The sequence below is a fragment of the Flavobacterium sp. LC2016-12 genome (assembly GCF_015351595.1).
In the GTDB taxonomy this organism is placed as follows: Bacteria; Bacteroidota; Bacteroidia; order Flavobacteriales; family Flavobacteriaceae; genus Flavobacterium.
Genome location: NZ_JADKPT010000001.1, coordinates 236,213 through 262,837, shown reverse-complemented (window position 1 = coordinate 262,837; position 26,625 = coordinate 236,213). Strand labels below are relative to the sequence as shown.

General features: G+C 33.0%; 25 protein-coding genes and 1 pseudogene. 18 read left to right on the top strand and 8 right to left on the bottom strand.

What is annotated here, in order from left to right; all coding sequences use genetic code 11:
- Positions 1 to 88 precede the first annotated feature (88 nt).
- Positions 89 to 535: a hypothetical protein gene (locus tag IRZ99_RS01140; RefSeq protein ID WP_194655523.1), complete on the top strand. Its 447-nt coding sequence runs from the start codon at positions 89 to 91 to the stop codon at positions 533 to 535.
- Here IRZ99_RS01140 and IRZ99_RS01135 read toward each other — a convergent pair.
- The gene (locus IRZ99_RS01135) at positions 532 to 1,581 is read right to left on the bottom strand and encodes a sensor histidine kinase KdpD (protein WP_194655522.1); all 1,050 of its coding nucleotides are present in this window, start codon (positions 1,579 to 1,581) and stop codon (positions 532 to 534) included. The two genes, IRZ99_RS01140 and IRZ99_RS01135, sit on opposite strands and share 4 nt — an antisense overlap.
- A 159-nt stretch (positions 1,582 to 1,740) precedes the next feature.
- Between IRZ99_RS01135 and rlmD the strand changes: the two genes are divergently transcribed.
- Genes rlmD through IRZ99_RS01120 form a run of 3 tightly spaced genes read left to right on the top strand, consistent with a single transcriptional unit; the run spans position 1,741 to position 4,510 of the window.
- A complete protein-coding gene (gene rlmD, locus IRZ99_RS01130; RefSeq protein WP_194655521.1) occupies positions 1,741 to 3,153 on the top strand; it encodes a 23S rRNA (uracil(1939)-C(5))-methyltransferase RlmD in 1,413 nt (470 codons plus the stop codon).
- A 12-nt stretch (positions 3,154 to 3,165) separates the two neighbouring features.
- Complete coding sequence (locus IRZ99_RS01125) at positions 3,166 to 3,723, top strand: DUF6452 family protein (protein WP_194655520.1); 558 nt, start codon at positions 3,166 to 3,168, stop codon at positions 3,721 to 3,723.
- Positions 3,695 to 4,510 carry a DUF6048 family protein gene (locus IRZ99_RS01120; RefSeq protein ID WP_194655519.1) on the top strand — a complete coding sequence of 272 codons (816 nt, stop codon included), beginning with the start codon at positions 3,695 to 3,697 and terminating at the stop codon, positions 4,508 to 4,510. The genes IRZ99_RS01125 and IRZ99_RS01120 overlap by 29 nt, the downstream gene beginning before the upstream one ends.
- A 72-nt stretch (positions 4,511 to 4,582) precedes the next feature.
- Here IRZ99_RS01120 and IRZ99_RS01115 read toward each other — a convergent pair whose 3' ends face one another.
- The 3 genes from IRZ99_RS01115 to IRZ99_RS01105 form a co-directional block, all read right to left on the bottom strand.
- Positions 4,583 to 5,275 carry an aspartate/glutamate racemase family protein gene (locus tag IRZ99_RS01115; protein ID WP_194655518.1) on the bottom strand — a complete coding sequence of 231 codons (693 nt, stop codon included), beginning with the start codon at positions 5,273 to 5,275 and terminating at the stop codon, positions 4,583 to 4,585.
- A gap of 14 nt (positions 5,276 to 5,289) precedes the next feature.
- Positions 5,290 to 5,526, bottom strand: coding sequence for a hypothetical protein (locus IRZ99_RS01110; RefSeq protein WP_056185923.1), 237 nt, complete (start codon positions 5,524 to 5,526; stop codon positions 5,290 to 5,292).
- 93 nt (positions 5,527 to 5,619) lie between these two features.
- Complete coding sequence (locus IRZ99_RS01105) at positions 5,620 to 6,783, bottom strand: class I SAM-dependent RNA methyltransferase (RefSeq protein WP_194655517.1); 1,164 nt, start codon at positions 6,781 to 6,783, stop codon at positions 5,620 to 5,622.
- 135 nt (positions 6,784 to 6,918) lie between these two features.
- On the opposite strand from IRZ99_RS01105, the gene IRZ99_RS01100 reads away from it, so the two are divergent.
- Entirely contained in the window at positions 6,919 to 7,683 is a 765-nt protein-coding gene (locus IRZ99_RS01100; protein WP_194655516.1) for a bifunctional 2-polyprenyl-6-hydroxyphenol methylase/3-demethylubiquinol 3-O-methyltransferase UbiG, read from the top strand.
- A gap of 93 nt (positions 7,684 to 7,776) precedes the next feature.
- Entirely contained in the window at positions 7,777 to 8,445 is a 669-nt protein-coding gene (locus IRZ99_RS01095) for a ZIP family metal transporter (RefSeq protein ID WP_194655515.1), read from the top strand.
- Between the two features lie 166 nt (positions 8,446 to 8,611).
- Here the strand turns inward: IRZ99_RS01095 and IRZ99_RS01090 are convergent, their stop codons facing one another.
- A complete protein-coding gene (locus tag IRZ99_RS01090; RefSeq protein ID WP_194655514.1) occupies positions 8,612 to 10,999 on the bottom strand; it encodes a TonB-dependent receptor domain-containing protein in 2,388 nt (795 codons plus the stop codon).
- Between the two features lie 153 nt (positions 11,000 to 11,152).
- Positions 11,153 to 12,295: an AraC family transcriptional regulator gene (locus IRZ99_RS01085; protein WP_194655513.1), complete on the bottom strand. Its 1,143-nt coding sequence runs from the start codon at positions 12,293 to 12,295 to the stop codon at positions 11,153 to 11,155.
- Positions 12,296 to 12,401: 106 nt separating this feature from the next.
- Here IRZ99_RS01085 and murQ point away from each other — a divergent pair, with 106 nt between their 5' ends.
- The 11 genes from murQ to IRZ99_RS01035 all read left to right on the top strand — a co-directional run bounded on the left by murQ (position 12,402) and on the right by IRZ99_RS01035 (position 22,324).
- Entirely contained in the window at positions 12,402 to 13,214 is an 813-nt protein-coding gene (murQ, locus tag IRZ99_RS01080) for an N-acetylmuramic acid 6-phosphate etherase (RefSeq protein ID WP_194655512.1), read from the top strand.
- A 169-nt stretch (positions 13,215 to 13,383) separates the two neighbouring features.
- The gene (locus tag IRZ99_RS01075; protein WP_194655511.1) at positions 13,384 to 13,602 is read left to right on the top strand and encodes a DUF6095 family protein; all 219 of its coding nucleotides are present in this window, start codon (positions 13,384 to 13,386) and stop codon (positions 13,600 to 13,602) included.
- Positions 13,603 to 13,629: 27 nt separating this feature from the next.
- On the top strand, positions 13,630 to 13,860 hold the full coding sequence (locus IRZ99_RS01070) for a hypothetical protein (RefSeq protein ID WP_194655510.1): 231 nt from the start codon (positions 13,630 to 13,632) through the stop codon (positions 13,858 to 13,860).
- Positions 13,861 to 13,896: 36 nt separating this feature from the next.
- On the top strand, positions 13,897 to 14,097 hold the full coding sequence (locus tag IRZ99_RS21275) for a hypothetical protein (protein WP_370527653.1): 201 nt from the start codon (positions 13,897 to 13,899) through the stop codon (positions 14,095 to 14,097).
- Positions 14,098 to 14,147: 50 nt separating this feature from the next.
- On the top strand, positions 14,148 to 14,720 hold the full coding sequence (locus tag IRZ99_RS01065; protein WP_194655509.1) for a pentapeptide repeat-containing protein: 573 nt from the start codon (positions 14,148 to 14,150) through the stop codon (positions 14,718 to 14,720).
- A 223-nt stretch (positions 14,721 to 14,943) separates the two neighbouring features.
- The gene (locus IRZ99_RS01060; protein ID WP_194655508.1) at positions 14,944 to 15,519 is read left to right on the top strand and encodes a DUF1572 family protein; all 576 of its coding nucleotides are present in this window, start codon (positions 14,944 to 14,946) and stop codon (positions 15,517 to 15,519) included.
- 281 nt (positions 15,520 to 15,800) lie between these two features.
- A complete protein-coding gene (locus tag IRZ99_RS01055) occupies positions 15,801 to 16,172 on the top strand; it encodes a DNA topoisomerase IV (RefSeq protein ID WP_194655507.1) in 372 nt (123 codons plus the stop codon).
- A 94-nt stretch (positions 16,173 to 16,266) separates the two neighbouring features.
- Positions 16,267 to 18,186, top strand: coding sequence for a DUF294 nucleotidyltransferase-like domain-containing protein (locus tag IRZ99_RS01050; RefSeq protein WP_194655506.1), 1,920 nt, complete (start codon positions 16,267 to 16,269; stop codon positions 18,184 to 18,186).
- Positions 18,187 to 18,188: 2 nt separating this feature from the next.
- Positions 18,189 to 18,815 (top strand): PolC-type DNA polymerase III, encoded by a 627-nt coding sequence (locus IRZ99_RS01045; protein ID WP_194655505.1) that lies wholly within the window; start codon positions 18,189 to 18,191, stop codon positions 18,813 to 18,815.
- 175 nt (positions 18,816 to 18,990) lie between these two features.
- A complete protein-coding gene (locus tag IRZ99_RS01040) occupies positions 18,991 to 20,469 on the top strand; it encodes an alkaline phosphatase PhoX (protein WP_194655504.1) in 1,479 nt (492 codons plus the stop codon).
- Between the two features lie 70 nt (positions 20,470 to 20,539).
- Positions 20,540 to 22,324, top strand: coding sequence for a cytochrome-c peroxidase (locus IRZ99_RS01035; protein WP_194655503.1), 1,785 nt, complete (start codon positions 20,540 to 20,542; stop codon positions 22,322 to 22,324).
- Between the two features lie 56 nt (positions 22,325 to 22,380).
- Here the strand turns inward: IRZ99_RS01035 and IRZ99_RS01030 are convergent, their stop codons facing one another.
- Positions 22,381 to 23,253 carry a hypothetical protein gene (locus tag IRZ99_RS01030; RefSeq protein WP_228518986.1) on the bottom strand — a complete coding sequence of 291 codons (873 nt, stop codon included), beginning with the start codon at positions 23,251 to 23,253 and terminating at the stop codon, positions 22,381 to 22,383.
- Here IRZ99_RS01030 and IRZ99_RS01025 point away from each other — a divergent pair.
- Positions 23,184 to 23,837, top strand: a pseudogene (locus IRZ99_RS01025) (AAA family ATPase); the annotation flags it as partial. The gene IRZ99_RS01030 and the pseudogene IRZ99_RS01025 overlap by 70 nt on opposite strands.
- A gap of 57 nt (positions 23,838 to 23,894) precedes the next feature.
- Here the strand turns inward: IRZ99_RS01025 and IRZ99_RS01020 are convergent.
- Positions 23,895 to 26,618 carry a DNA gyrase/topoisomerase IV subunit A gene (locus IRZ99_RS01020; RefSeq protein WP_194655502.1) on the bottom strand — a complete coding sequence of 908 codons (2,724 nt, stop codon included), beginning with the start codon at positions 26,616 to 26,618 and terminating at the stop codon, positions 23,895 to 23,897.
- Positions 26,619 to 26,625 lie beyond the last annotated feature (7 nt).

The following is a 26,625-nucleotide window of genomic DNA, read 5'->3' as shown; positions in this document are numbered from 1 at the left end:
TCCATTGAAACCTAAAGCAGTAAAACAATAAATTCTAAAAAAGAAACTTAGTAACTTAGCAACTTAGAATCTTAGTTACTTAAAAAGAATGCTTAAAAAATCAAAATTTAAAGAATGGTTTGATCGTTATAAATATGCTGAATTAGCAAGTACAAGTGCCGCACTTACTTCTTCTCTTTTTAGTAAAATTTATAGTGGATTAACGACAGCCTATATTATTACTTTTTCAGAATATTTGGCTTTTTACAGCGTCATTTTTATTTCTTCTTATAAAAAATTGGTTCAGCAAAATAAAGCACTAAATAAAATTACTACTTTTAAAGAAATTGTTTTACTACTGAAAAATTTAGTTTTAGAATTTGGTTATCCTGCTTTTTTAGACTTTTTGGTAATTCGTCCTTTTTGTATGTATTGGATGCCTATTTTATTTGGGAATTATTTTTTCGGAATTATTTTTGGAAAAATAGCTGCCGATTTATGCTTTTACTTTTTTACGATTGTCAATTACGAGATTATCAAAAAGAAAGAAAACTAAATATCAAATTCAATCTTAAACTCAGCACCTCTGTTTTTACCTTCACTGGTAGCGCTTAAAGTTCCTTTATTTCTTTCAATAATTTTCTTGCACAAATACAAACCAATTCCTGTCGAAGATTCGTTTGCAGTTCCTAAACGGCTCATTTTGGTGAATTTTTTAAACAATTCTTCAATCTGATTTTTATCAAAACCAATTCCTTTATCTACCACTGTAAATATCAATTTTGAGTCTTCCTTATAGATTCTGGCCTTAATTTCACTGTCAAAATAAGAAAATTTCACCGCATTGCTTATTAGATTGACCATTACCTGAATCAATAAACCTTCATCAATTTTAAGAACAGCCGACTCCGTTTCTAAACTCAGACTTAATTTAATATTCTTATCAATTAAACGCTGCTCTACCTGCTCATTAATAAAAGGTAGAATATTAGGGAATATTATTTCCCGGGGTTCCTGATTAAATTTTGCAACCTGATCTTGTTCTTTTAACAGTTTTATAAAATTCTCGATATAGCGAAACTGCAAATTGGTAGATTCACAAATTAAATCAGCTAAATGCTTAATTGATTCTGATGGATTTTCAGTGAGAATCAATTTTGCCAATCCTTGCGGATTTCCTGCAAAATTTTTCAAATCATGTGAAAGCATATAAATCAAATCTTGTTTTTCGTTTATAAAACTTTCTGCCTCATAAATAGATTCCTGAATATTGCACATTAGCAAACCCGCTTCATCAGTGTATTCAGTCGGCAAAACTGAAAGTTTTCTATTATTTCGATAATCATCTAATGATTTTGAAGCTATCGAAATAGGTTTTATCAGTTGATTCAGGATTAAAAGCGTAATTGCAGTTGCTAATAACGTCATTACTAAAGCAAAAACTAAAATAGAAGTGGGTGAAATATTATGCGAGTAAAATAGCACAAAAAATAAAATTCCGATTAAAGGAATATGAATACCAATAAAAGCAACAAACAGAAATTTGAATGCATAACTTTTTTTCAGAAAGCTTATTTGTGAAAGATTGTGATACAAATTCATAAAAACATAACAAAAACGACTGGTTAGAAATGTAGAATTTAGGGATAATACTAAAACAAAGTTAGCTTTTAAACTTAATTAAACTAATAAATTCAACAATTTGATAAAATATTTTAAAATTTAAATTTATAAAAGTTTACAAACCCTTATTTTTGCGCTATGGGAAGAAAAAATACAGACAAAGTTGTCTTTCATCAAATCCAGGTTCTTGATGCTGGAGCAAAAGGAGTATCAGTAGCTAAGGCTCCAGACGGAAAAGTAATCTTTATTCCGAATGTAGTTCCGGGTGATGTAGTTGACGTACAAACTTTCAAAAAAAGAAAAGCCTATTATGAAGGCAAAGCCGTAAAATTTCACGAATTATCAGAACATCGCATTGAACCAATTTGCGAACATTTTGGAGTTTGTGGAGGATGTAAATGGCAAAATATGAAATACAGCCAACAGTTGTATTACAAACAAAATGAAGTAAAAAACCATTTACAGCGTATAGGAAAAGTTGAGCTTCCTGAATTCGAAACTATTTTGGGTTCTGAAAAACAATTTTTCTATAGAAATAAGATGGAATTTTCGTTTTCAAACAGCCGTTGGTTAACAGAAAAAGAAATTGGAAGCACTGAGGATTTAGGTAATCGAAATGCTTTAGGTTTTCATATTCCGAAAATGTGGGATAAAATTCTTGACATTCAAAAATGTCATCTTCAAGAAGATCCATCAAATGCTATCAGAAATGAAATCAGAGATTTTGCTAACGAACATAATTTAGCCTTTTTTAACCCGAGAGAGCAATCAGGTTTGTTAAGAACTTTCATGATTCGTACTGCTTCGACTGGTGAAATCATGGTTCTGATTCAGTTTTTCGAAAATGACAAGAAAAATCGCGAATTGATTTTAGATCATCTTTACGAAAAATTTCCACAAATTACTTCATTGCAATATGTTGTAAATTCAAAACAAAACGATACGATCTACGATCAGGATATTAAACTATATAAAGGTAGAGATTATATTCTTGAAGAAATGGAAGGGCTAAAATTCAGCATCAATGCTAAATCTTTTTACCAAACCAACTCTGATCAGGCTTATGAATTGTACAAAATAACACGTGATTTTGCAGGACTTACAGGTAATGAAACGGTTTATGATTTATATACAGGAACTGGTACAATTGCCCAATTCGTTTCTAAAAAAGCAAAAAAAGTAATTGGTGTAGAAAGTGTTCCTGAAGCTATTTTAGATGCTAAAGCAAACGCAGAACGCAATAATATTACCAATTGCGAGTTTTTTGTTGGAGACATGAAAGTAGTATTCAATGAAAGTTTTATTGCACAGCATGGAAAACCGGATGTTATCATTACAGATCCGCCAAGAGATGGTATGCATGCAGCTGTTATTGATCAAATCCTGAAAATTGCTCCTAAAAAAGTAGTATATGTAAGTTGTAACTCAGCTACACAAGCAAGAGACCTTGCTTTAATGGATGAAAAATACAAAGTTACCCGCGTTCGACCAGTTGATATGTTTCCGCAGACGCACCATGTTGAAAATGTTGTACTTTTAGAACTTAGATAACAAAATTTATAAATGAAAAAAATAATTTCTCTTTTATTAGTCTTTACTTTTGGCTTATCAAGCTGCGAGAAAGATGATATTTGTGATCCAGATACGCCCACCACTCCGCGTTTAGTAATTACATTTTATGATATTAATAATCCTTCAGTTCTTAAAACTGTAACTGATTTAATGGTTATTGGCGAAGATGAAAAGGCTGGAATTATTTTTAATGAAACCGCAACGGATACAACAAAATATTTAGCTAACGGAAGTACTGTTTCTATTCCGTTAAAAACAAATGCGCTTTCAACAACTTATACCTTTGTTTTAGATTCGCAAAATGATAATCCCGCGGCTATAAATACTGATGCTATAAGATTCAATTACACGCATCAGGATGTGTATGTTTCCAGAGCCTGCGGTTTTAAAACCACTTTTGTGCTTGACCCGCTCTCAACCAGCCCTCCATTGAGCCTTCCTTTTGTTCAAACTGATATTGATGGTAACGGACTTTGGATGCAGGAAGTTTTTGTAATAAAACCTAACATTGAAAACGAAAATGAAACACACCTTAAAGTATTTTTTTAGTAGTTGTTTACTGTTTTCAATGGTTTTGGTTCAGGCCCAGGAAACATCAACTACAACAGTAACAAAAGAAACTGTTCCCGCTAAACCGAAAACGGAAAGTGTCAAACCAGAACTTCAGGAAGCTGCTAAACCAGACAGTATAAAAACAGATCGTTACGGTCTTCGTATTGGAGTTGATTTGTATAAACTGACACGTGGTCTGTATGACAAAGATTATAAAGGAATCGAAATTACCGGAGACTTTCGTCTAACAAAAAAATACTATATCGCTGCAGAGCTTGGATTTGAGGATAAAACGACAGACGACGACAGGTTAAATTCTACCGCAACAGGAACATACATTAAAGGAGGTTTTGATTATAATTTGTATCAAAACTGGCTTGATATGGAGAACTTAATCACAATAGGTTTACGAGGTGGTTTTAGTACTTTTAGTCAGGATTTGAATAGTTACAAAATTTACAATCCAAACCCATATTGGGGAGAACAGCCTTCAATTATTGCTGACAAAAAATATAACGGACTTACAGCCGGATGGCTTGAAGTTGCCATGGGAATAAAAGCGAAAGTTTTTAATAACGTATTTGTTGGCTTTGGTGTTCAACTAAAAATGCTGGTTGCCAACACAAAACCAGATGGTTTTGATAATCTTTATATACCTGGATTTAACAGAACTTATGACGGAAGTTTCGGAATCGGTTTTAATTATACCGTTTCTTACTTCATCCCAATTTATAAGAAGAAAATAGTTATTCCTGCAATTACAAAAGAGCAGCCCAAAAAATAGCATTTTTACAGATAAATCAAAAAGCCTCAAATTAAGAAATTTGAGGCTTTTTTTATATTTTTAAATTTGTTATTACGATAACTGAAATTCAACCGCAGCATTTGAATGAATCAAGGCTGTATCAAAAATCGGAACAGAAAGATCTCCTGGCAAAATTACCAAAGGAATTTCGGTACAGCCTAAAATAATTCCTTCAGCACCGTTTTCTATTAACTGATTTGCAATTTCTAAATAACGTTTTTTAGTTTCCGCTGTTACAAGTCCTCTTCCTAATTCCTCAAAAATTGTAGTGTGAATGAAATCTTTATCTTCCTGACTTTCCGGAATTATAGCTTCTATTCCCTTTGCTTTCAACTTATCTGTAAAGAAATCGAGTTCCATTGTAAACTTAGTTCCTAACAAACCAACTTTTTTGATTTCCAGTTTCTGAATTTCAACAGCTGTGGCCGTTGTAATATGAATAAGAGGTAAATCAATTGCTTCTTCCAATTTATCAGCTATAAGGTGCATGGTATTGGCACATAAAACAATCGCTTCTGCCCCGCCCGATTTTAAGAACTGACAGCCTTTAAAAAGCATTTCAAAAGTCAAATCCCAATTATTGGTTTCGTTATTCTTTTTTATGTCAGAATAATTGAACGAATAAATCAGGCATTCTGAGAAGTTTAATCCTCCCAATTTTTCGTTTATTCCTTCGTTTATAAGTTTGTAATAATCTGCTGTAGAAACCCAGCTAATACCACCTATAAGCCCAATTTTCCTCATATAAAATAGTTTAATTATCCAATTTCTCTAATTCCTTTTATAAAAATCCATTTCATGAAAAGCTTCTCGCCATCTTTAGTTTTTACTGCCTGAAATTTAGGCGCAATCAAAGTGGCAACAATAAAAGCCGTCATTGGAATCCATATTCCGGTTAATTGTGTATAGTTTGCAATTACAAATCTGCCTGCAATAAATAAAATCGCGAAACATCCTAATTGATATAAAAAACCTCTTACTTGTAGTTTTGTCATTGTTTTCTTTTTAAAGGTTCAGAGTTACAAAGGTTCAAAGGGACAAAGGACCTAAACCTCTGCACCTTTGAACCTTTGCCTCTTTGTACCTATTTATTCATTAATCTGAAATTTCGTTCTCTTGCTTCCTTCGTACATTTCGTATTTTACCAAACGTGCTTCTAAGCTTGCGTTGAAAAGTTTGATTTTTCTTGAAGGTTTTAACCCAACAAATTTCAAAGCTTCAAGATTTGCTGTGATAAACCAGGCGTTTGTTCCCGGGTAACTTTTCTTTAAAGTATCTCCGATATTCTTGTAGAATTCTTCCATATGAATATCCAAACGCTCATCGTATGGCGGATTGAAAACCATATGCAGTTTTCCTTCAACTGCTTTTTCAGTGTCAAAAAAGTTATCTTCTGAAATTGTAACGTAATCTTCCAGATTTGCATTTCTGATATTATCCTTCGCTTTGTTTACAGCACTTGGCGCTTTATCAAAACCTTTTATGGTATAGTGGAATTCCTTTGTTTTTTTCATCAAACTGTTTACAATCTGATCAAATAAATCATTATCCCAGTCTTTCCATTTTTCGAACGCAAACTCTTTTCTGTTGATGTTTGCCGGAATATTACACGCAATCATCGCTGCTTCCGCCAAAAAAGTTCCAGATCCGCACATTGGATCCAAAAAGTGACTTTGACCTTCCCAACCTGACAACAACAGAATTCCTGCCGCCAAAACTTCATTGATTGGTGCAATATTCGTAGCCGTTCTGTAACCACGTTGGTGCAATGAATTCCCTGAAGTATCCAATGCAACCGAAACCTGATCTTTATCGATATGAACGTTGATTCTTAAGTCTGGAAAAGCTTTATCAATACTCGGACGCTGACCCGTTCTTTCTCTAAACTGATCCACAATCGCATCTTTACATTTTTGAGAAACAAATTCTGAGTGATTAAAATAAGTCGAATGCACTGTTGCATCAATTACAAAAGTTTGGTTGGCATTCAAAAGTTTAGACCAGTTTACACCTGAAATCCCTTTGTATAATGCCTGTTCGTTGTTTGCTCTAAACGAGTAAATTGGTTTTAAAACTTTAAGTGCCGTACGCAACGATAAATTGGCTTTGTACATAAAACCTTTATCGCCCTTAAAGCTTACCATTCTCACTCCTTTTTCGACATCCTGAGCACCAAGATCACGTAATTCTTTTTCTAATATTTCTTCGAAACCAAAAAAACATTTGGCTATCATTCTAAAATTTTCTTCCATCTTTATTTTTGTTTAAAAAAACAACTCCAATCGCAAATGCATATTACCAATTATATAGGTATCCTTGCGAAATAGTTATTTTTCGGCAAAAATACACTAAATTTGCGGTACTTTGAATTAATTGAAATAGAATAAATGTCTGAAGCACCAAACTCATCAACACCAAATCAGGAGCGTAACACCGAAAACTGGTTCTCTTCATGGTTTGATACTCCGTATTATCACATTCTTTATAAAGACCGAAATTACCGAGAGGCTCAGATTTTCATGGATAATCTTACGCATTATCTAAATCTTCCAGAAAAGGCAAAAGTATTGGATTTAGCGTGTGGAAAAGGACGTCATTCTATTTATTTAAACCAACTTGGCTTTGATGTTTTAGGCGCCGATTTGTCTGAAAACAGTATTGCCGAAGCAAGCAAAAACAGCAACGAAACCCTGCATTTTAAAGTTCACGATATGCGCGAGCCATTCGAAGAAAAATTCGATGCTATTTTTAATCTGTTTACAAGTTTTGGTTATTTCGAAAATGACGACGATAATCTTACGACTTTAAAAGCCATCAAAGAAAGTTTATCGGAATATGGTTTTGCTGTAATTGATTTTATGAATGTGACTCAGGTAATCGAAACTTTGGTTCCTGAAGAAGTAAAAACCGTTGACGGAATCGATTTTAAAATCAAAAGATATGTTGAAGATGGACATATTTTTAAAGAAATAGATTTTGAAGATCAAGGACATAAATATCATTTTACGGAAAAAGTAAAAGCTTTAACTCTAAAAGATTTTGAAGAATTAATGGCCGAAGCCGGAATTTTTCTTTTAGATATTTTTGGAGATTACAAACTCAAAAAATTCCATAAAACCGAAAGCGAACGATTAATCATGATTTTTAAATAGGTTTAATTGTTCAACTGTTAATTTGTTTAATCGTTTTAAGCAAACTAACAAAAACCGATTAAACGATTAAACAAAAACCGATTAAACAAAATAATGAACTACTTACTACCCTTATTTTCTGTACTTTTAGGTTATGCTGTGGCTTTATTTATAAAACCAAAAAACAAAACCAATCTAAAATTATTGCTTGCTTTTAGCGGTTCATTTTTATTATCGTTAACCGTAATGCATTTGTTGCCTGAGGTTTACGAATCTCACAATCATAATATTGGTTTATTCATAATGGTCGGGATTTTATTCCAGATCATCCTTGAATTTTTCTCAAAAGGAGCCGAACACGGGCATGTTCACGGGCATGCGCAAATGTCTCAGATTCCGTGGTTGCTTTTTATCAGCTTATGCATTCACGCCTTTTTAGAAGGTTTTCCGGTAAGTCATCATCATGGTCTAGCACTCGGAATCGCGATTCATCATTTGCCAATTGCTGTGATTTTAACCACGTTTTTCATCAACGCAAATCTCAACAAAAAAGCGATTTTTGCTTTCATGCTGACTTTCGCCATTATGACACCGCTTGGTACAATCGCATCTGAATATCTACCTATTTTAAACGCATATTACACCGAAATAACAGCCGTTGTCATCGGAATTCTATTCCATATTTCATCCACTATCATTTTCGAAAGTAGTGAAGGACACAAATTTAATGTTGCCAAAGTTTCCATGATCGTTCTTGGAATTTTATTAGCATTCTTGTTATAATTAGGGCGTACCCAAATTCACAAAAGGCGTATAAATATCCTAACAGGTTTTTAAAACCTGTTAGGTATCAATTTGTAGATCGTGAAAAAAAAACACCTAACAGGTTTTAAAAACCTGTTAGGATACTACAAAAATTATCTTATTGATTAATTTTCTAATTATCTAATCAATTCCCCGTTCTCTTTTTCTCATCCTGATTTCCAAAAGCTCTTTCTTTCACATTTATCTTCTTATTTCCAAAATTATAAACCACAGATAGACGTACAAATCTGTTACTTTCCGTTTGACTATAAACCTGTTTTACGCCATTTACAACCGAAGTAAAATCTTTTAAATAAGCCGTATTAAAAATATCATTCGCCAAAAATGCAATCTGCATGGTTTTATTAAACAAATCCTGTTTGAAACCGATATCAAAACTTGAAGCATACCCTACTTCATACAGACCACTTTTAAAAGGTGGAGTATACGAAAAATCGATTTGTAATTTTGTTGTTTTCCCCAATACAAAAGTGTTATTTGTAGAAAAATCTATTTGCAAACTATTTGAAGGAGTTGCATTTATGTCTTTAATAAATTCCGTTTTTGCTCCTAAAAAGTATAGTGAATTTTCACTCTGCCACCAATCTGCAAAAGTTGCTGAATAACTTTCTCCAACTCCATAACTTAAATTTTTAAAATAATTCTCACGTGTTACAATTTGTGTATTTGTTTCCGGGTTTGCACTAAATAAAACGCCATAACCATTTGCAACAGAATTGACAAAAACGCTAGTTCTCAGGATTTCTTTATAAGAATGCGCAAACTCAAAATTATCACTAAAAGAAGGTTTCAAAAAAGGATTTCCTTCAGAATAACTATTACTGCTGATGTAAATTCGGAACGGATTCAATAAATCGAAACGTGGTCTGTTGATTCGTTTTCCGTAATTCAAACTGAAACTATTGTTTTCATTTTTCTTGTAAGATGCATAAAACGTTGGAAACAATTTCAAATAATTGTTTTCTGTATTTTGATTCAGCGTTTCAGAAAACCCATTTGTTTGGGTATTTTCCAATCTTAATCCCATTTGAAAATTCCATTTTTCATTTAGTTTTTTATCTGCATTCACATAAATCGCCTGATTGTTTTCGGTATATATAAATCGGTTTGACTGATTTGGATCTAAGACCGGAGTTCCTGAAATTGTATTGTAATAAAGTACATCGCTGATACTATTTGTAAAACTCATTTTGGCGCCATAAGACAAATTGATCGCCTGAAACGGATGTTCCATATCGGCCTTAAAACTCCAGTTGTCAATATCCTGATTCGAAACATTTCTTCCCGCCTGATTCACATCCACAAAAATCATATCTGGCGTATAATTGTTTGCGATAAAACTTCTGTCGAATTTAGAATCGTAATTAAAATAATCCACATCAAAAGATAATTTTCGTTTTAAGTCATCAAGTTTGGTAATCAAGTGTGCATTATAAGTTTGATTACCCGATCCTCTGTCGGTATTACTTTTATTCAGGGTAATATTGTCCAATTGATTTTGAGCATTGTAGTTATTAATCGAAATATCCGATCTAAAATCTGGATTATTTCTGTCATTCATAAATTGAAAACCAACTGTCGTGCGTTCAGAGAAATCATAATCCAAAGCTATTTTTCCCGAAAGGTTTTCAGTTTTTAATTTTGTTGTGCTATTCATGTGCGAAAGTCCATCAGGGAAATACATTTTTAAATCGTCTGTAGCATTCAAATAACCTGTTTTCGCATTAACGCTGGCAGAAAAACGAAACTTATTTTTATTGTAAAAGAAATTATCTCTCAAAGTAACAATTCCATATTTATTCTGATCATAAGAAGCTGTTGTGGTATTTTTCCATGAATTGCGAACTCCTTTTTTCATGATAAGATTGATCAGTCCGCCAGTTCCTTCCGCTTCATATTTCGCCGGCGGATTGCTGATAATTTCAATGTTTTTAATATCACTTGCTGATATTGATTTCAAAAAGTTATTTAATTCCTCTCCAGCCAATTCAATCATTCTTCCATCAATCATAACACGGGAAGTTCCTTTTCCTAAAATAGTAATGGTATTATTTTTCACTACAACTCCAGGAGCTGTATTAATGGCACTTAAAGCATCGCTTCCAACATTTGTAACATTATTTTCCAGATTGTAAACCAAACGATCTGTTTTCTGTTCGATTGTTTTCTTTTTAGATTGAACAACAACTTCAACTAAATTAGTTGCATTTTCTTTTAGCATAATGATTCCTAAATCGGAATCCTTTTCTATTGCAATTTCTTTTTCGTATTCTTCAAATCCCAAAAGACTAACGCCTATTTTATAAGAACCTTTTTTAAGATTTATTCCAAAAGTTCCATCTTGCTTTGTTGTAGTTCCGTCAACAATTTTCCCTTCTGAATTTAAGATTGAAATATCTGCCCATTCTAAAGATGTTGTTTCGCTTGTTATTTTCCCTTTTAATTTAAAGGTTGATTGTGCTAAGCAAAAAAATGGCAATAATAAAAAGATAAGGAGGTTTGATGTTTTCATGATTTCTAGTTTTAACTTGTTCGATTAATTTGAAGCAAAGTTGCCTTAGAAATTTTCCCTGTGCGACCGACAAAAAAAAGTCGAACCATTTTCTATTGAAGAAATTGGTTCGACTTTATAAGGCACGAAGTACGACTTTTTACAAAAACCTTATTATGAAGCGTTTCGGTAAGCTGTAGGCGTTAAATTGGTGTATTTTTTAAAAGAAGTATTAAATGAAGATTTTGAATTAAAACCAACTTCGTATAAAATTTCTAAAACGGTAAGTTGATTTTTAGACTCATCTTTTAAAATATTCATTGCTTTTTGGATGCGATATTCATTCACAAAATCAAAAAAGTGCTGATCCATTTTATGATTAATCAAAACAGACAAATCCCGAACAGGAATTTCAATTTGATTGGCCAATTCCTGAATAGTAAGTGACGGATCAAGAAAAGGCTCTTTCTCAGCCATATATTGCTTTAAAGTCGAAATTTGGTTGTTAATCAAATCATTTTGAACATTGGTTGAAGCGGATTTATCTTCCACTTCTGGCAGAATCTCTTTTGTTAGTTTCAATTTAGAATTCACTCCTCTAAAAAGTTCGGGATGATTCAATGCTTTCATTATAAACCAGCAGGTTATAAACAAAGCGATGCTTCCTACAAGAACATTTGCCCAAAGAAATACCTCTCTAAAGCCACTATAGCGCAATACATTTTTTAATGCCACAATTGAATGTGCAGTAAGAAACACGCAAGTTATCTGAAAAAGCCATTTATAAGTCGCCGTACTTGGATTTGCGTAATTTTCTAAATAGATTTCTCTATACTTTTTCAATATCAAAAATACACTGACAATGTAAAAGGCATATTGAAATTCAATTAAAATCTGGATAAAATAAATCTCAGGCAATTTATTAAACGTTGAAAGAAAAGTATCTTTATCTGTGTCAAGGTTTAAATAAATTCCAGGAATGAAAACTAAATTGACAACGACAAAGGGCAGTAAATGAATTAAATGTTTCCATTGTAATCTAAAATCAGAATAACAAACCGCCAACACAAAAAGGTAAAACAAAGGCATTTCAAATAAACAGGCAGTTGACTTAAAAATCTCCCAATTTAGTCCGGTTCGCGTTACAGCATCGATAAAAAATCCGCTAAGATCGACAGCAGAGAAAATAAAAAACCAGGCAAATAATCTGTTTGCCAATTTATTTTCGGTTTTAACCGTTAATAAAAAAAAGGCCAGCAGTAAAGAAACAAAAACAGAGATCTTACCAATCCCTTGCAATAAGCTTAATTTATCCATTTATTTTTTAATATTTTAACAAATATAATATTTTTAGTTCTTTCAAAAAGGTTTTAAAAATTGCAATAAAAATGAGTATTTTTGGGCTATTCTATAACTACGAAAAATGACCTTTACAAAAACTACAGAACAAGCATCAAAATACGAACATTTAGAAAAAATGTCAGTTCATGAACTGCTTACCAATATCAATAATGAAGACAAAACTGTTCCGAACGCAGTTGAAAAAGCAATACCACAAATTGAAGCTTTAGTAGCTCAGGTTGTGGCAAAATTAAAACTAGGCGGACGAATATTTTATATCGGAGCGGGAACTTCAGGCCGTTTAGGCGTTGTTGATGCCTCAGAATGTCCACCTACTTTTGGAGTTCCTTTTGATTTGGTAAACGGAATCATTGCCGGTGGAGACACTGCTATTCGTCGTGCTGTAGAAAACGCAGAAGATAACGCGACACAAGCCTGGATCGACTTACAAGCGAATAATATAGGTGCAAATGATGTTGTAATTGGTATTGCTGCTTCGGGAACTACACCTTATGTAATTGGCGGTTTAGAAACTTGCAATCAAAATAATATCCTTACGGGATGTATCACAAATAATGCTGGAAGCCCGTTGGCTTTGACAGCGCAATTTCCTATTGAAGTTGTGGTTGGACCGGAATTCGTTACCGGAAGCTCCAGAATGAAAGCCGGAACAGCTCAGAAATTAGTTTTAAACATGATTTCGACTGCAGCGATGATTCAACTTGGAAAAGTGAAAGGAAACAAAATGGTCGATATGCAATTGAGCAACATCAAATTGGTCGATCGTGGTGTGAAAATGATTATGGGAGAAATTCCGGTTTCGTATGATGAGGCTTCGGAATTATTGAAAAAATATGGCAGTGTGAGAAATGCTGTCGACAATTATTTAAAGTAAAAAGTTTTCTGTGAAATGTAAAATATGGTTTGATACATAATTTTCACCACAAAGTTCACAAAGGTTTTTCGCAAAGTTTGCAAAGCCCTGGATAAAATTTAAAACAAGTTTTTTAAGATCACTAAGTTGAAACCTGAAACAAGAAAAACTTGAAACTTGAAACAAAAAAATGGCAAATAAAGAATTATTAGGAAAAGGAATTAAATATTTATCAGGTTCGTTGCCTCTATTATTTATTGGGCCTTCGTTGATTTATAATGCTTTTATGAATCAGCATACGAATTGGCATTATCTAGTTTTAGGGATCGGGATTGTAGCTTGTTTAAGTGCTATGTTTTTGATTTTTTATGGATTGAAAATCATTATGAAAGGTTTGTTTAACGACTAATTTGTATCTTTACTAAAATTCAGAATTATGGATATTCAAGTAGAAATAAATTGGATTCATCAAGAAATTGATAAAGTAAAAGATCCTTCTTTTGTAGAAAAATTAAAACATCTTTTACAATCAATCAACAATTCTACAGTTGATTCAGATGCTTCATATAATTTAGACATTGAAAATGCTTTAGAAAACATCAAAAAAGGAAATTTTTATACTGAAGACGAAGCCAAAGAAATTGCTAAAAAATGGGGAAGAAAATAATTTGGTCAAAAGATGCTTTTAGATTAATTAGAAGACATTCATTTTTATATTTTCTTTGAAAGTAAGTCTATTACAATAGCAGATAAAGTAGTTAATACCATTTTTGAAAGCACTGAAATACTAAAAAAACAACCAGAAATTTACAAACTTGATAAACAAAAAACTAACAATGATGGAAGTTTTAGAGTTTACAGTATTTATGATTATAGCATTTCATATCAAATAAATAACAATTAAATCTATATTCTTCGTGTACGTCACAACGCGCGAAAATCCAAAAAACATTCATGGAAGGTATAATTCATATTCAGAAAACATTCGAGAAAGTCATTTATATTGACAAAAAAATAAACAATCGGGAGTTTGAGGATTGTGTTTTTAAAAACTGTGATTTCTCTAATAGCAATTTTGCTTACAATACTTTTTTAGACTGCGAATTTATTGACTGTAATTTGTCGATGACCAGTTTGGCGGGCACCAATTTAAAGAATGTTACTTTTAAAAACTGTAAACTTTTAGGAATTGCTTTTAACGAATGTGATGACTTTTTATTTCAGGTTTATTTTGAAGAAACTGCCTTAGATTATGCTGTTTTTTCCAATAAAAAAATGCCGAAAACTAAATTCATAAATTGTTCAGTTAGGGAAGTTACTTTTATAGGAACCAATTTAACAAGTTCCGTTTTTGATAATTGTGATTTGGACGGCGCTATTTTTAATGAAACCCAATTGGCAGCTGTTGATTTTAGAACGGCTTACAATTATAAAATTGATCCCGAATTTAATCCGATGCGAAAAGCGCAATTTTCGAATCAGGGAATTGTGGGGCTTTTAGATAAGTATGACATTAAAATTGTTTGATTATGTTGCGTTATGTCGCCTCTATAAGGCTAAAACCAGTTGAAATAAATAATTTCTATAAATATTACACTCCTAAAGGAGTTTTTACAAATTATTTACATTTTAAAAATCAACTAATTAATGCTGCCCCAGCGGGGCAATATATTTATAGAAAACAATAAATCCATTTACTAATAGCTCCCTCGGAGCGACATAATATAGCGGCATCAAAGAGCAAAAAAACATGGAAGCTACCGAATCATATTTAGAAAGCGTTAGAAAGCAATTTTTGTATTACAAAATGTTGGGAGAAAAAACGATGAATCAATTAGAACCTGAACAGCTTTTTGTTGCAATAAATGAAGATACCAATAGTATCGCAACCATTATAAAACACATTTCAGGTAATATGCTGTCGCGTTGGACAGACTTTTTAACTTCTGACGGAGAAAAAGAATGGCGCAATCGTGATGCCGAATTTGAGAATGATTTACAATCAAAAGAAGAAGTTCTTGAAGTTTGGAATAAAGGCTGGGATGTATTTATTAATACATTAAATAGCCTAAAAGCGGAACAGCTTTCGGATATTATTTATATCCGAAATGAAGGCCATACCGTTATTGAAGCGATAAATCGCCAACTGGCACATTATCCTTATCATGTTGGACAAATTGTTTTCTATGCCAAGCAATTGAAAAATAGTGATTGGGAAAGTTTATCAATTCCGAAGAATAAATCCGGAAATTACAATGCCGAAAAGTTTGCCAAAGAAAAAGAAATTAAGAACTTTACAGATGATGAATTAAAAAGGTTGAAATGATTGAATTTCATGCTTATTTTGGTGGTCTCTGGTGGTGGATCCTGATTCGGTTTTGCAGAACAAAATTAGCCGATGAACAGTCTGACAAAAACAGAAGACGAAATTTATATTTTTTAAGTTTTCTTAATATCCTCATTGCCTCTATTGTAACAATATTTCTTCTGAATACGAGATTCTCCTAGCCCCGATGGGAGGGAAAATCCTTTTGTGCCGGGGTTCGGCACAAAAGATTTGGAAGGACAGCGGGATTCAGCTCCTAAATAATAATCTTAAATTTAAACATGAAAAAAATTATATTCCTTTTACCGTTAATCACATTATTCTCTTGTTATAATGCAGAACACAACTGCAAAGACTTTAAAAATGGCAAATTCAAATTTGAATTTGAAGTGAATGGGGTAAAAAAAACAACTTATTTTGAACGAAAAGACAATATTGAAATCGAAACTTTTGATGGAAAAACCGATACCTCAACAGTACGCTGGGTAAGCGATTGTGAATATATTCTACAGAAGAAACATCCAAAAAACATGGCTGAGGAAAAAGCAATCAGTATGAAGATTCTAACAACTTCTAAAGATTCGTATACTTTTGAATTCGGAATGGTGGGTTCTGAAGAAAAGCAACGCGGGAAAGTTTTTAAAGTTGAATAAACTAAGCTACTAATTCTGCCACAAAGGCACAAAGGCGCAATTTTTTATATCTTAGTGTCTTTGTGCCTTTGTGGCAAAACGCAAATCTAACATAATGAAAAATACCATATCACATAGAGTTGCCGACTTTCTAAAGGACTTCCCTCCTTTTAGCTTTTTACACAAAATGGATTTAGAAAAGCTATCAGAACAAATTTCGATTATCTACAAAGATAAAGATGCTGTGATTTTTGCTGAAAATGAAAAAACACATGATTCTTTTTATGTTGTTCATAAAGGTGCTGTGGCTTTAAAGAAAAGTACCAAAAACATCGTTCTGGACATGTGTGACGAAGGAGATATTTTTGGATTGCGTCCGCTTTTGGCACAGGAAAATTATATAATGGAAGCTGTAGCGCATGAAGAGAGTATTTTATATGCCATTCCGATTGCTGTATTCAAACCTTATGCACTAGAGAATAGAACAGTTGGGAATTTCCTGATTGAGAGTTATGCTTCAAACACTAAAAACCCTTATTCTGATATTCATAAAGATAAATTATATGGCGATGATTTGACGCATAATACAATGCAGCCAGACACTAATTCCTTTGATTTAACTCCTATCAAATATTCAAAAAAAATTGTTACTTGTTCGCCATCAACCACCGCAAGAGATGTAGCGAAAATCATGAACAAGAAGAAAGTTGGAGCTATATTGATTGTTGATGAAATGCTTCCGATAGGAATTTTGACTGATAAAGATTTGCGTAATAAAATCGTAACAGGAGAATACTCCATCATGACAACGGCCGAAACAATTATGACAAAACCGGTTGTTACCTATCCTAAGAAAATGACAGTTACGGAGGCTCAAATGGCAATGATGAAAAGTAATATTAGTCATTTGTGTTTAACGAAAGATGGCACTATCAATACAAAAGCAGTTGGAATTCTGTCAAAACATGATGTAATGGTTGCGTTGGGGAATAATCCTGCTGTTTTGATTAAAGCTTTAAAAAGAGCAAAAAAAATCAAAGAAATAAAACCCATCCGGAACAGAATAATGCAGTTACTTCAGGGATATTTAGATCAAAACATTCCGATGACATTGATTTCTAAAATCATAACCGAATTAAATGAAGCCTGTACTACTCGTGTTATAGAAATGTGTATCGAAAAAATGAGCAGTCCGCCACCAGTGAAATTTGCGTGGCTAGCATTGGGCAGTCAGGGACGAAGTGAGCAAATGCTGCATACCGATCAGGATAATGCAATTGTATATGAAAACGTTTCTGAGGTTTTTAGAGATGAAACCCGAATATACTTTTTGAAATTTGCCGGTCTTATTAACAAAGGACTTTTTGAAATTGGCTATGATTATTGTCCAGCCGAAATGATGGCTTCGAACCCAAAATGGTGTATGAGTCTGGATGAATGGAAAAGCCAGGTTCATCATTGGATTACAAATCCGGGGAAAAATGAAGTTTTATTGTCGTTCATATTTTTTGATTATAGTGTAACTTATGGCGACACAGAGATTGCTAGTCAATTATCTGATTCTATCTTTGAAGATGTAAAAGCAAACCCGATTTTTTATGTTCATTTGGTTAGCGGTGCTTTACAAAGTCCATCGCCAACAGGCTTTTTTAGACAATTTTTAGTAGAACAAGACGGAGCCAATAAAGACAATTTTGATATTAAAAGAAGAGCTTTAATGCCTTTAACAGATGCAGCACGTGTCTTGATTCTATCTCATTCTGTTAAAGGGATCAGTAACACAGCCGAACGTTTTGAGAAATTGGCCGAACTGGAACCTACGAATAGTGAATTGTATTTATCGTGTTCCTATTCCTTTAAAGCATTATTAAAGTTCAGAACAAAACAAGGGCTTTTACATCATGATTCAGGACAATTTATTGCCTTAGAATCTTTATCAAAAATGGAAAAAATAAAGCTCAAAAGAACTTTTAAAACCATAAAAGAGCTACAGGAATTAATTAGCGTAAGATTTAATGTTTCAAACGTAGTATAATTATGAGCTTACTTAATTTTTGGAAAAAAGAGGAAAATCTGTTCGATGAAAATATCTCGATTGAAGAAACTCGTTTTGTAGTTTTAGATACTGAAACGACAGGTTTTGATTATGAAAATGACCGGATCTTATGCATTGGAGCACTTGTATTGCAAAATGGTGTAATCTCCATTCAAAATAGTTTAGAAGTCTATATTGAACAAGACCACTATGATAAATCGACCGCGCAAATTCATGGAATATTAAAAGCATTTATTATAAAACGACCTAGTGAACTAGAAGCTCTGGAACAATTTTTAGCTTTTTTAGGAGATTCTATTATTATTGCCCATCATACTATTTTTGATTTAACCATGATTAATAAGGCCTTGGAGCGAAACGGCCTTCCTCAAATAGAAAACCATACATTAGACACTGCTTTTTTGTATAAAAAGACCCTAATAAAATCTCATTTGTTTGAAAGAAAAGATCATTATACATTAGACGATCTTGCTGACAAATTTGATATTTCTAAAAAAGACAGACATACCGCTTTGGGAGATGCTTATATAACTGCAATTGCTTTCTTGAAAATTATAAAAAAACTGAGGGAGAAAAAAGAGGTTAACTTGAATTCATTATTTAAATAAATGAAAAATGGTTTTTAAGATTTATTTATGAAGCTTAAATTTACATTTAGACTACAAAATTTACTTTTTAGTAATACATCCCTTATTATTTGTTAGCAATTTTAAAAGATTAGCATAACATGCATTTTGTTTTTGAGAGATAGCTTTGCTCTAATCAAAAAAATAAAAAACAGTTATGAAACTTAATTTTTTCAAATCAATCGCATTGTTAGGTATTACAGGTCTTTCTGTAATTAGTTGTCAAAATGATGACAAAGATTCTTCAAAAGATGTTAATGCTGACATTGACTTTACATCACATTCAAAAGTACCTGCTTTTGTTTATCCAATGACGGGGTTCGAAAGCCTAAAAATCAGTACACTTATTACGAGTGCAGATGTATTGCCAGATTCTCCTTCATTTGTTTATGGAGCTCAGCCTGACGGAGCCGGACTTATGAAAAACCCAAGTGGAGAAGGTTATATTTTGATTACCAACCATGAAATTTTGCAATCTGTTTCAAGAGTTTATCTTGATAAAACATTCAAACCTGTAAAAGGAGACTATCTTGTTGACGGAATTGGTGGATTGACACGTTTGTGTTCTGCAACTTTGGCAACTCCTGCAGTACACGGATTTGGTCCACTTTTCTTAACAGCTGGAGAAAGTGGTCAGGAAAGTATGGTACATGGGATTAATCCTTTAGGTTCATCAGCTGATAAAAGTAAAACCGACAGGGTTTTACCAGCACTAGGAAAAGCAAGTATGGAAAATGCGGTTCCGCTTCCAAAAGAAGCATATCCTGGAAAAACTGTTATTCTTATTGGAGAAGATCAATCCTATGCAACTTCTCACGCAAGTGCTGGACAATTGATTATGTATATGAGCACTGTTGGAGATTTATCTAATGGAAAATTATACGCTTTAAAAAGAACAGACGGAAACCAAGTAGAAACAACTATGAAATTGAACAACTCATATCCTGTTTCATTTGTTGAAATTCCAGATGCCAAAAATTTAACTGGTGCTGTTATCAATACAACTGTAAACACTTTAGGAGCGATTCGTTTTTCAAGAGTTGAAGATGTTGATTACAGAAAAGGAAGCGCAAGCAATAATAGAGAAATTTACTTTACCGCTACAGGACAAGCAACTTCAAATGCACCTGTTGAAGGTTACACTATGTGGGGACGTGTTTACAGGTTAAAAATGGATGCTAATGACCCTCTTAAAGGTACTTTAGAATTAGCTGTAGAAGGAGATAGTACTCCTGGAACGGGAATCATTAATCCAGATAATTTATGTGTAACTGAGAACTACGTTTATATTCAGGAAGACGGTGACAGTTATTATGCTGATGCTAAACATGATTCATATATCTGGCAATTTAACATCGCAACAAAACAAAATAAGCCATGGTTAAACATGAACCATAAAAGAACGGATACTGCTTGGAATACGTTATATAATCAGACTGGTGAGATGAGATTCGGAAGCTGGGAATTTGGTGCAATGCAGGACATTTCAGATATCATTGGTGTTCCAGATACATTCACAGTAAATATTCACCCACACACCTGGCAAACTGATGCATTTAAAAATGCTGATGGCTCTGGAATTAACACTAATAAAGAAGGTGGTCAAACTGTAATTATTAGAAACGTACAACGATAATAATTCAGCCAAAATAAAATTAAAAGCAACCCTTATTTTTCAATAAGGGTTGCTTCTATTACAATTTATTATGAAATTAAAACACTTTACATTCCTACTTTTAACGCTTTGTTTTTTCTTTTCATGCCAAAAAAATGAAGTTTCAGAAACAACGATTAAACAAGATTTACTGATTGATTTAACCAAGCTAAATAATGAAATTACTCAGCTTGAAAAGTTGGTAAATAGCAATTCATCACAAAAAGAAATTTTAACTCAATTTAAGAAGTCACGATTAGCTTATAAAAAAGTCGAATGGGCAATTGAATATTTTATTCCGGAAACTGCTCGTTTTATGAATGGGCCAGCATTGGATGAAATGGAATTAGAAGAAAATAAATCTTTTGAACCTCATGGTTTTCAGGTTATCGAAGAAATGATTTATCCAGAGTATCCAATCGAAAATAAGGAAAATATGATCAGAGAACTACATATTTTTCAATCGAATATTAAGCAGATCACAACCACTTTTGAAGTAATAACAATAAGTGATGATTATGTTCTGGATGCAATACAGCAAAATGTTTTCAGAGTTATATCGTTAGGAATTACAGGTTTTGATAGTCCAATTTTACAATCTTCGATTTTAGAAGCTGGCGAAAGTCTGATTGCGATTCCTGAATCTTTGGAAAAAATCAATTCTAAGAACAAATCATTGTCCGACATAAAAAAATTGACACAAAAAGCACAAGCCTACTGTGCTGATAATAATAATTTCAATGCTTTTAACAGAGCCTTTTTTATAACCGAGTATTTAAATCCTATTTCGAAAAAAATAAAAGCTTTTCAGAAAGAAGAAAACATTAAAAACGTAAAGAAAAACAGTCCGTTAAAACCAACTATTGAAACTTTATTTGATAAAAATGCTTTTGACGTAAATGGCTTTGTTCTTTCAGATGAATATAATTTTACACAAGATAAATCTCTTTTAGGAGAAAAATTGTTTTATGACAAAAGTCTTTCTAAAAATAATGACAGAAGTTGTGCGACATGCCATCACCCTGAAAAAGCATTTACAGACGGTTTAAAAACAAATGTTTCCTTAACCGGATCTAATTTAGCAAGAAACACTCCTACTCTATCTTACGCCTCATTGCAGAATGCACAGTTTTGGGATATGCGTCAATTAGATTTAGAAAAACAAAGTGTTGATGTAATTCAGAACAAAGACGAAATGCATGGATCAATGGAAAATATTCACGCTAAAATTTTAGTAGATAAGGAGTATATAAAACTATTTAAAAAAGCTTTCCCGAAAACTACAAAAACAGAAGCCTGGCAAATTCAAAATGCCATTGCAAGTTATGTGCGGTCTCTGAATTCTTTCGACTCCAGATTCGATATTTATATGAGAGGAGAAAAAAGCACTCTGAATAATCAGGAAATTGAAGGAATGAATCTCTTTATGGGAAAAGCGAAATGTGCTACCTGCCATTTCACACCAATATTTAATGGAACTGTTCCGCCAAGTTATTCTAAAACCGAGCATGAAGTTATAGGAACTCCGAACGAAGCATCAGGCAAAAAACTTAGTCCTGATTTGGGAAGATATCTATACAATAAAATGCCACAGTTGGTTGGTGCGTTCAAAACACCAACAGTTAGAAATATAGCTGTAACTGCTCCATACATGCATAACGGAGTTTTTAAAACGTTAGAAGAAGTTGTTTCCTTTTACAATAAAGGAGGTGGGCAAGGTTTAGGTTATGAAGTAGAAAATCAAACATTACCTTTTGATAAGTTAAATTTAACCGTGAAAGAAGAACAAGCCCTTGTTGCATTTATGAAAACGTTAACGGACAAACAATACCAGTAAAACCAAATAAATGCAATTAAAAATGCCAGAATTAAAATTTTCTGGCATTTTTGATTTTACTCTACAAATATTCGATAGGGAAATACATTTGAAGATCTATTTTTAAGGTTTTTCAAAAAGCTATCACATAAATAATTCCACTCATTTTTTGACAAATGTCCAATTTCTTCAGGGTTTCTTGCAAGAAAGATGTCCACAGTTCGACTAAAACCAGCTTTTACCGAGATTTCTTTTCGCGTTCCTTTTTGTATTTTAATATTTAAAATTGAGTTTTTAAAATGATCATAGCCAAATGCTTTAATGTCGGCAAAAGTTACGATTCTGCCTCTTGTTAACAGTGCATTTCTGTAAGCTAAAATTCGGTCTTTATTATTCTGTTTACTTAAACCTCCAACGGTATTTGTCATTAACGTAAGCGTCTGACTTATAAAAAACAGATCATCCTTCGATTCTAAAATAGTTCCGGTTTTGATATCATTTGCTTGTTCTGCACAAGTTGACCAATAATTTATTGTAAATGATTTACCAACAGTTTCATCATTTTTGGGTTTTATCGTTAAATAAGGATCATTATTTTTAGAAAAGCTATTCTCTTTAGCTTGCTGTTGAATAGAAGAAAGTAGTTGGTTTATTTGGTTCAAAGAACTATTCATAAAATCTTTCCCTAAACCAGAAAATGCGGAACTCTCATCTTTTAGCAAATCAAGTACATTTTGCAGGAGTTCAGAAGCACTTCTTGAATCAAATCTTGAAACTCCTCCTGTTCTCAAAACAGCACATCCTTCTTCACTAATATCATCCTTAAACTCCTTTATTTCATAATGGTAGTTTAAGAAATCAACGACAGAGTCAACATCCCGGTTCACCGCCAGGCTATGTAGGCTATGACGAAGGCAGCGTTCTTGTAAATAAAATTCGCCAAAAACCATATTCAATTGTTTTATTCGACGAAATAGAAAAAGCCCACCCTTCTGTTTTCGATGTATTTCTTCAAATTATGGATGAAGGAAAACTACATGACCGACTTGGGAAAGAAGGCGATTTCTCAAATGCTATAATTCTTTTTACCTCTAATATTGGTGCCGATCATATTGTAAAAACATTTAATAATGGTCAAATTCCGAATTCAAATTCCTTAATGGAAATTATGGGAAATTATTTTAGACCTGAATTTTTAGGACGATTGACTGAGACTGTACCCTTTGCGCCTATCAGCAAAGAGAATGCCTTGAAGATCTTTGAAATACATCTTAAAAAAGAATTTACAGACTTGCTTAGAAACATTAATATAGAAGTTGATATTCCGATGGAAGTCAAGCTTTATTTAGCTCAAAATGGCTACAATGCTCAATACGGGGCAAGACCAATAAAGAGTATCATAAGAAGTCATTTGAGAAGACCGTTGGCTAAAAAAATCATTTCAGGAGAAGTAAAAGATGGAGATAAAATGATCGTTACAATTGAAAATGATATCATAAAATGGATTAAAGAAGAAGTTTTACTTGATCATTAAATTTAAAAAATGAGCTAAAAAAACCGCTAAGAAATTCTCCTAGCGGTTTTTGCTTTTTTATTCTAAAACTAGCCCAATTTGCCCGTCATCATCTAATTCTGTTTCAACTGAATCATCATCTGAAAACTCTGGTGTTTCCGGAACTTCTTCAACAGGTTCTTCATATGGCAATGGCTCTAGTAAATTAACTTGTTTTAATTTATCGGCTGTTAGTTGATTTCCTAAAGCTTTAAAACCTTTTACAGCTATAAAATCTTCAACATCTATGTGTAAATCTTCTTTTTGAACTCCTTTTACCTTTGCAAAAACCAATTGTGCCAACGGACGATAATCTGTCGATACAATTTCTAATTGCGAATTTGGATGATCGGTAATAAAGCTTTCTTCCTTTCCTTCACTTTCAACTAAGAAGCGTTTTAAGAAATAACGTTCTTTTTCTCCGTCATAATAAATTGCCGAAATAGGTTTCTTTGGATTCCATTTTTCCAGCACAATCATATCTTCATCAAAGTGAGTCGATAATTCCGGAATTATAACTTTCAGTTTTCCTGTTTGATTGATGATTAAGATTTTATCGCTTGGTTTAAATTCGCCAAGTAATTCTCCTCTTGCATCAACATTTAAACGTTTTACGGTATCATCAAACCAAACTTTTCTTGGCAATAAGGTCGAAATTCCTTTTTCTTTTAATTCGATTTTCTTGATTGGATATTTGGTAACTAAATTTCCTTTTGAAGCACGTCCTTTAATGGCTAGCTTGGCAAAATCAATATCGAATTTCAATTTCTTGATCGTTCCCACCTGACGCAATAAAATAGTAATTACCTCAGCCTCTCCATTTGGATTATGAGAAAAATAAACTACTTGCGAACCAGCAGTTTCATTTGTTAAATCATATGGCTTATCACGCGTTACACCCGTTACATTGAAACGTTTAATGTATGAAGGTCCTGATTTTCCATCACGATAAATCATGTTGTAAATCGTACGTTTATCACTCTTATCGAAAATCGCAACGTGTATAATATCTTTCCCTACAAACGTCTTCGCATCTACTTTAGTAATGATCATTTTACCATCTCGCAAGAACACAATTACATCATCAATATCAGAACAATCAGTAAGATATTCGTCTTTTTTCAAACTTGTTCCAACAAAACCTTCTTCGCGATTTACGTAAAGTTTTGTATTTCTTAAAACTACTTTTGTAGCTTCAACATTATCAAAAACACGAAGTTCTGTCTGACGTTCGCGGCCTTTTCCATATTTCTCTTTTAATTTAGTAAAGTAAGCAATCGCAAAATCGGTTAAATTAGCCAAATTATGCTCGACTTCTTTCATTTCCTCTTCTAACTTAGAGATAAAATCATCGGCTTTATCAGAGTCAAAACGGGTAATACGAATCATCGGAATCTGAGTCAGTCTTTGTAAATCATCATCGTTAATTTCTCTGACAAATGATTTTTTGAAAGGCTCAAAACGATCGTATAAATATTTGTACAGCGATTCTCTATCAGAATATAATTTGAAATCGATGTACATTTCTTCACGAATGAAGATTTTCTCTAAAGTAGAGAAATGCCATTTGTTTTTTAATTCTTCTAACTGAATTTCTAATTCTTGTCTAAGTAAATCAACAGTTCTATGAGTCGAAATTTTCAACATTTCAGAAACTCCAATAAACAATGGCTTATTGTCTTCAATAACACAACCTAACGGCGCTACAGAAGTTTCACAGGCAGTGAAAGCAAATAAAGCATCAATTGTTTTATCTGGAGAAACGCCTGGAAAAAGATGAATTAAAATCTCTACATCAGCTGCGGTATTGTCTTCAATCTTCTTGATTTTGATTTTGCCTTTATCATTGGCTTTCAAAATACTGTCAATCAAAGTCGTTGTATTGGTCGAAAACGGAATTTGCGTAATTACCAATGTATTTTTATCTAATTGGGCAATTTTCGCACGCACTCGCACACGTCCACCACGTAATCCGTCATTATAATTGGACACATCGGCAATACCTTGTGTCATGAAATCAGGATATAATGTAAATGGCTTTCCTTTTAAAATTTTAACAGAAGCATCAATTAATTCATTGAAGTTGTGCGGTAAAACTTTAGTCGATAAACCAACCGCAATTCCCTCAGCTCCTTGTGCTAAAAGCAACGGAAACTTTACCGGAAGATTGTTTGGTTCTGCACGACGACCATCGTATGAAACTCCCCAATCGGTAATTTTTGGAGAATATAAAACCTCCAAAGCAAATTTAGATAAACGTGCCTCAATGTAACGAGAAGCTGCCGCTCCATCGCCTGTTAAAATATTTCCCCAGTTTCCCTGGCAGTCAATTAATAAGTCTTTCTGACCAATTTGCACCATGGCGTCACCAATACTGGCATCCCCGTGTGGGTGATACTGCATGGTGTGACCTACAACATTGGCAACTTTATTATAACGACCATCATCTAGCTCTTTTAAAGAGTGCATAATACGACGCTGAACCGGTTTGAATCCGTCTTCAATCGCCGGAACTGCACGTTCCAGAATTACATACGAAGCATAATCCAAAAACCAGTCTTTGTACATCCCGGTTACTTTCGTAATTACGTCTTCACCTTCTTCTTCCTGATTTTCGTAAAAATGCTGTCCTTCAAAATGTTTAGCATCTACGTTGATAATTTCTTCACTATCATCTCCTTCCTGATTTTCATCAAGCGGATTTTCATCTGAATTATTCTCGTCGTCGTTTGGAATTATGTTATCGTCTTCTTCGTCTTTCATTTTATAT

Coding starts and splice junctions, on each gene's coding strand:
- IRZ99_RS01085 (WP_194655513.1), bottom strand. CDS start 12,295: ATGGATAAATTAAGCTTATTGCAAGGGATTGGTAAGATCTCTGTTTTT.
- IRZ99_RS01090 (WP_194655514.1), bottom strand. CDS start 10,999: ATGAAAACATCAAACCTCCTTATCTTTTTATTATTGCCATTTTTTTGC.
- IRZ99_RS01135 (WP_194655522.1), bottom strand. CDS start 1,581: ATGAATTTGTATCACAATCTTTCACAAATAAGCTTTCTGAAAAAAAGT.
- IRZ99_RS01110 (WP_056185923.1), bottom strand. CDS start 5,526: ATGACAAAACTACAAGTAAGAGGTTTTTTATATCAATTAGGATGTTTC.
- IRZ99_RS01030 (WP_228518986.1), bottom strand. CDS start 23,253: ATGGTTTTTGGCGAATTTTATTTACAAGAACGCTGCCTTCGTCATAGC.
- rlmD (WP_194655521.1), top strand. CDS start 1,741: ATGGGAAGAAAAAATACAGACAAAGTTGTCTTTCATCAAATCCAGGTT.
- IRZ99_RS01055 (WP_194655507.1), top strand. CDS start 15,801: ATGAAAAAAATTATATTCCTTTTACCGTTAATCACATTATTCTCTTGT.
- IRZ99_RS01120 (WP_194655519.1), top strand. CDS start 3,695: ATGAAACACACCTTAAAGTATTTTTTTAGTAGTTGTTTACTGTTTTCA.
- IRZ99_RS01020 (WP_194655502.1), bottom strand. CDS start 26,618: ATGAAAGACGAAGAAGACGATAACATAATTCCAAACGACGACGAGAAT.
- IRZ99_RS01040 (WP_194655504.1), top strand. CDS start 18,991: ATGAAACTTAATTTTTTCAAATCAATCGCATTGTTAGGTATTACAGGT.
- IRZ99_RS01100 (WP_194655516.1), top strand. CDS start 6,919: ATGTCTGAAGCACCAAACTCATCAACACCAAATCAGGAGCGTAACACC.
- IRZ99_RS01045 (WP_194655505.1), top strand. CDS start 18,189: ATGAGCTTACTTAATTTTTGGAAAAAAGAGGAAAATCTGTTCGATGAA.
- IRZ99_RS01075 (WP_194655511.1), top strand. CDS start 13,384: ATGGCAAATAAAGAATTATTAGGAAAAGGAATTAAATATTTATCAGGT.
- IRZ99_RS01140 (WP_194655523.1), top strand. CDS start 89: ATGCTTAAAAAATCAAAATTTAAAGAATGGTTTGATCGTTATAAATAT.
- murQ (WP_194655512.1), top strand. CDS start 12,402: ATGACCTTTACAAAAACTACAGAACAAGCATCAAAATACGAACATTTA.
- IRZ99_RS01050 (WP_194655506.1), top strand. CDS start 16,267: ATGAAAAATACCATATCACATAGAGTTGCCGACTTTCTAAAGGACTTC.
- IRZ99_RS01070 (WP_194655510.1), top strand. CDS start 13,630: ATGGATATTCAAGTAGAAATAAATTGGATTCATCAAGAAATTGATAAA.
- IRZ99_RS01060 (WP_194655508.1), top strand. CDS start 14,944: ATGGAAGCTACCGAATCATATTTAGAAAGCGTTAGAAAGCAATTTTTG.
- IRZ99_RS01105 (WP_194655517.1), bottom strand. CDS start 6,783: ATGGAAGAAAATTTTAGAATGATAGCCAAATGTTTTTTTGGTTTCGAA.
- IRZ99_RS01125 (WP_194655520.1), top strand. CDS start 3,166: ATGAAAAAAATAATTTCTCTTTTATTAGTCTTTACTTTTGGCTTATCA.
- IRZ99_RS01095 (WP_194655515.1), top strand. CDS start 7,777: ATGAACTACTTACTACCCTTATTTTCTGTACTTTTAGGTTATGCTGTG.
- IRZ99_RS01115 (WP_194655518.1), bottom strand. CDS start 5,275: ATGAGGAAAATTGGGCTTATAGGTGGTATTAGCTGGGTTTCTACAGCA.
- IRZ99_RS01035 (WP_194655503.1), top strand. CDS start 20,540: ATGAAATTAAAACACTTTACATTCCTACTTTTAACGCTTTGTTTTTTC.
- IRZ99_RS01065 (WP_194655509.1), top strand. CDS start 14,148: ATGGAAGGTATAATTCATATTCAGAAAACATTCGAGAAAGTCATTTAT.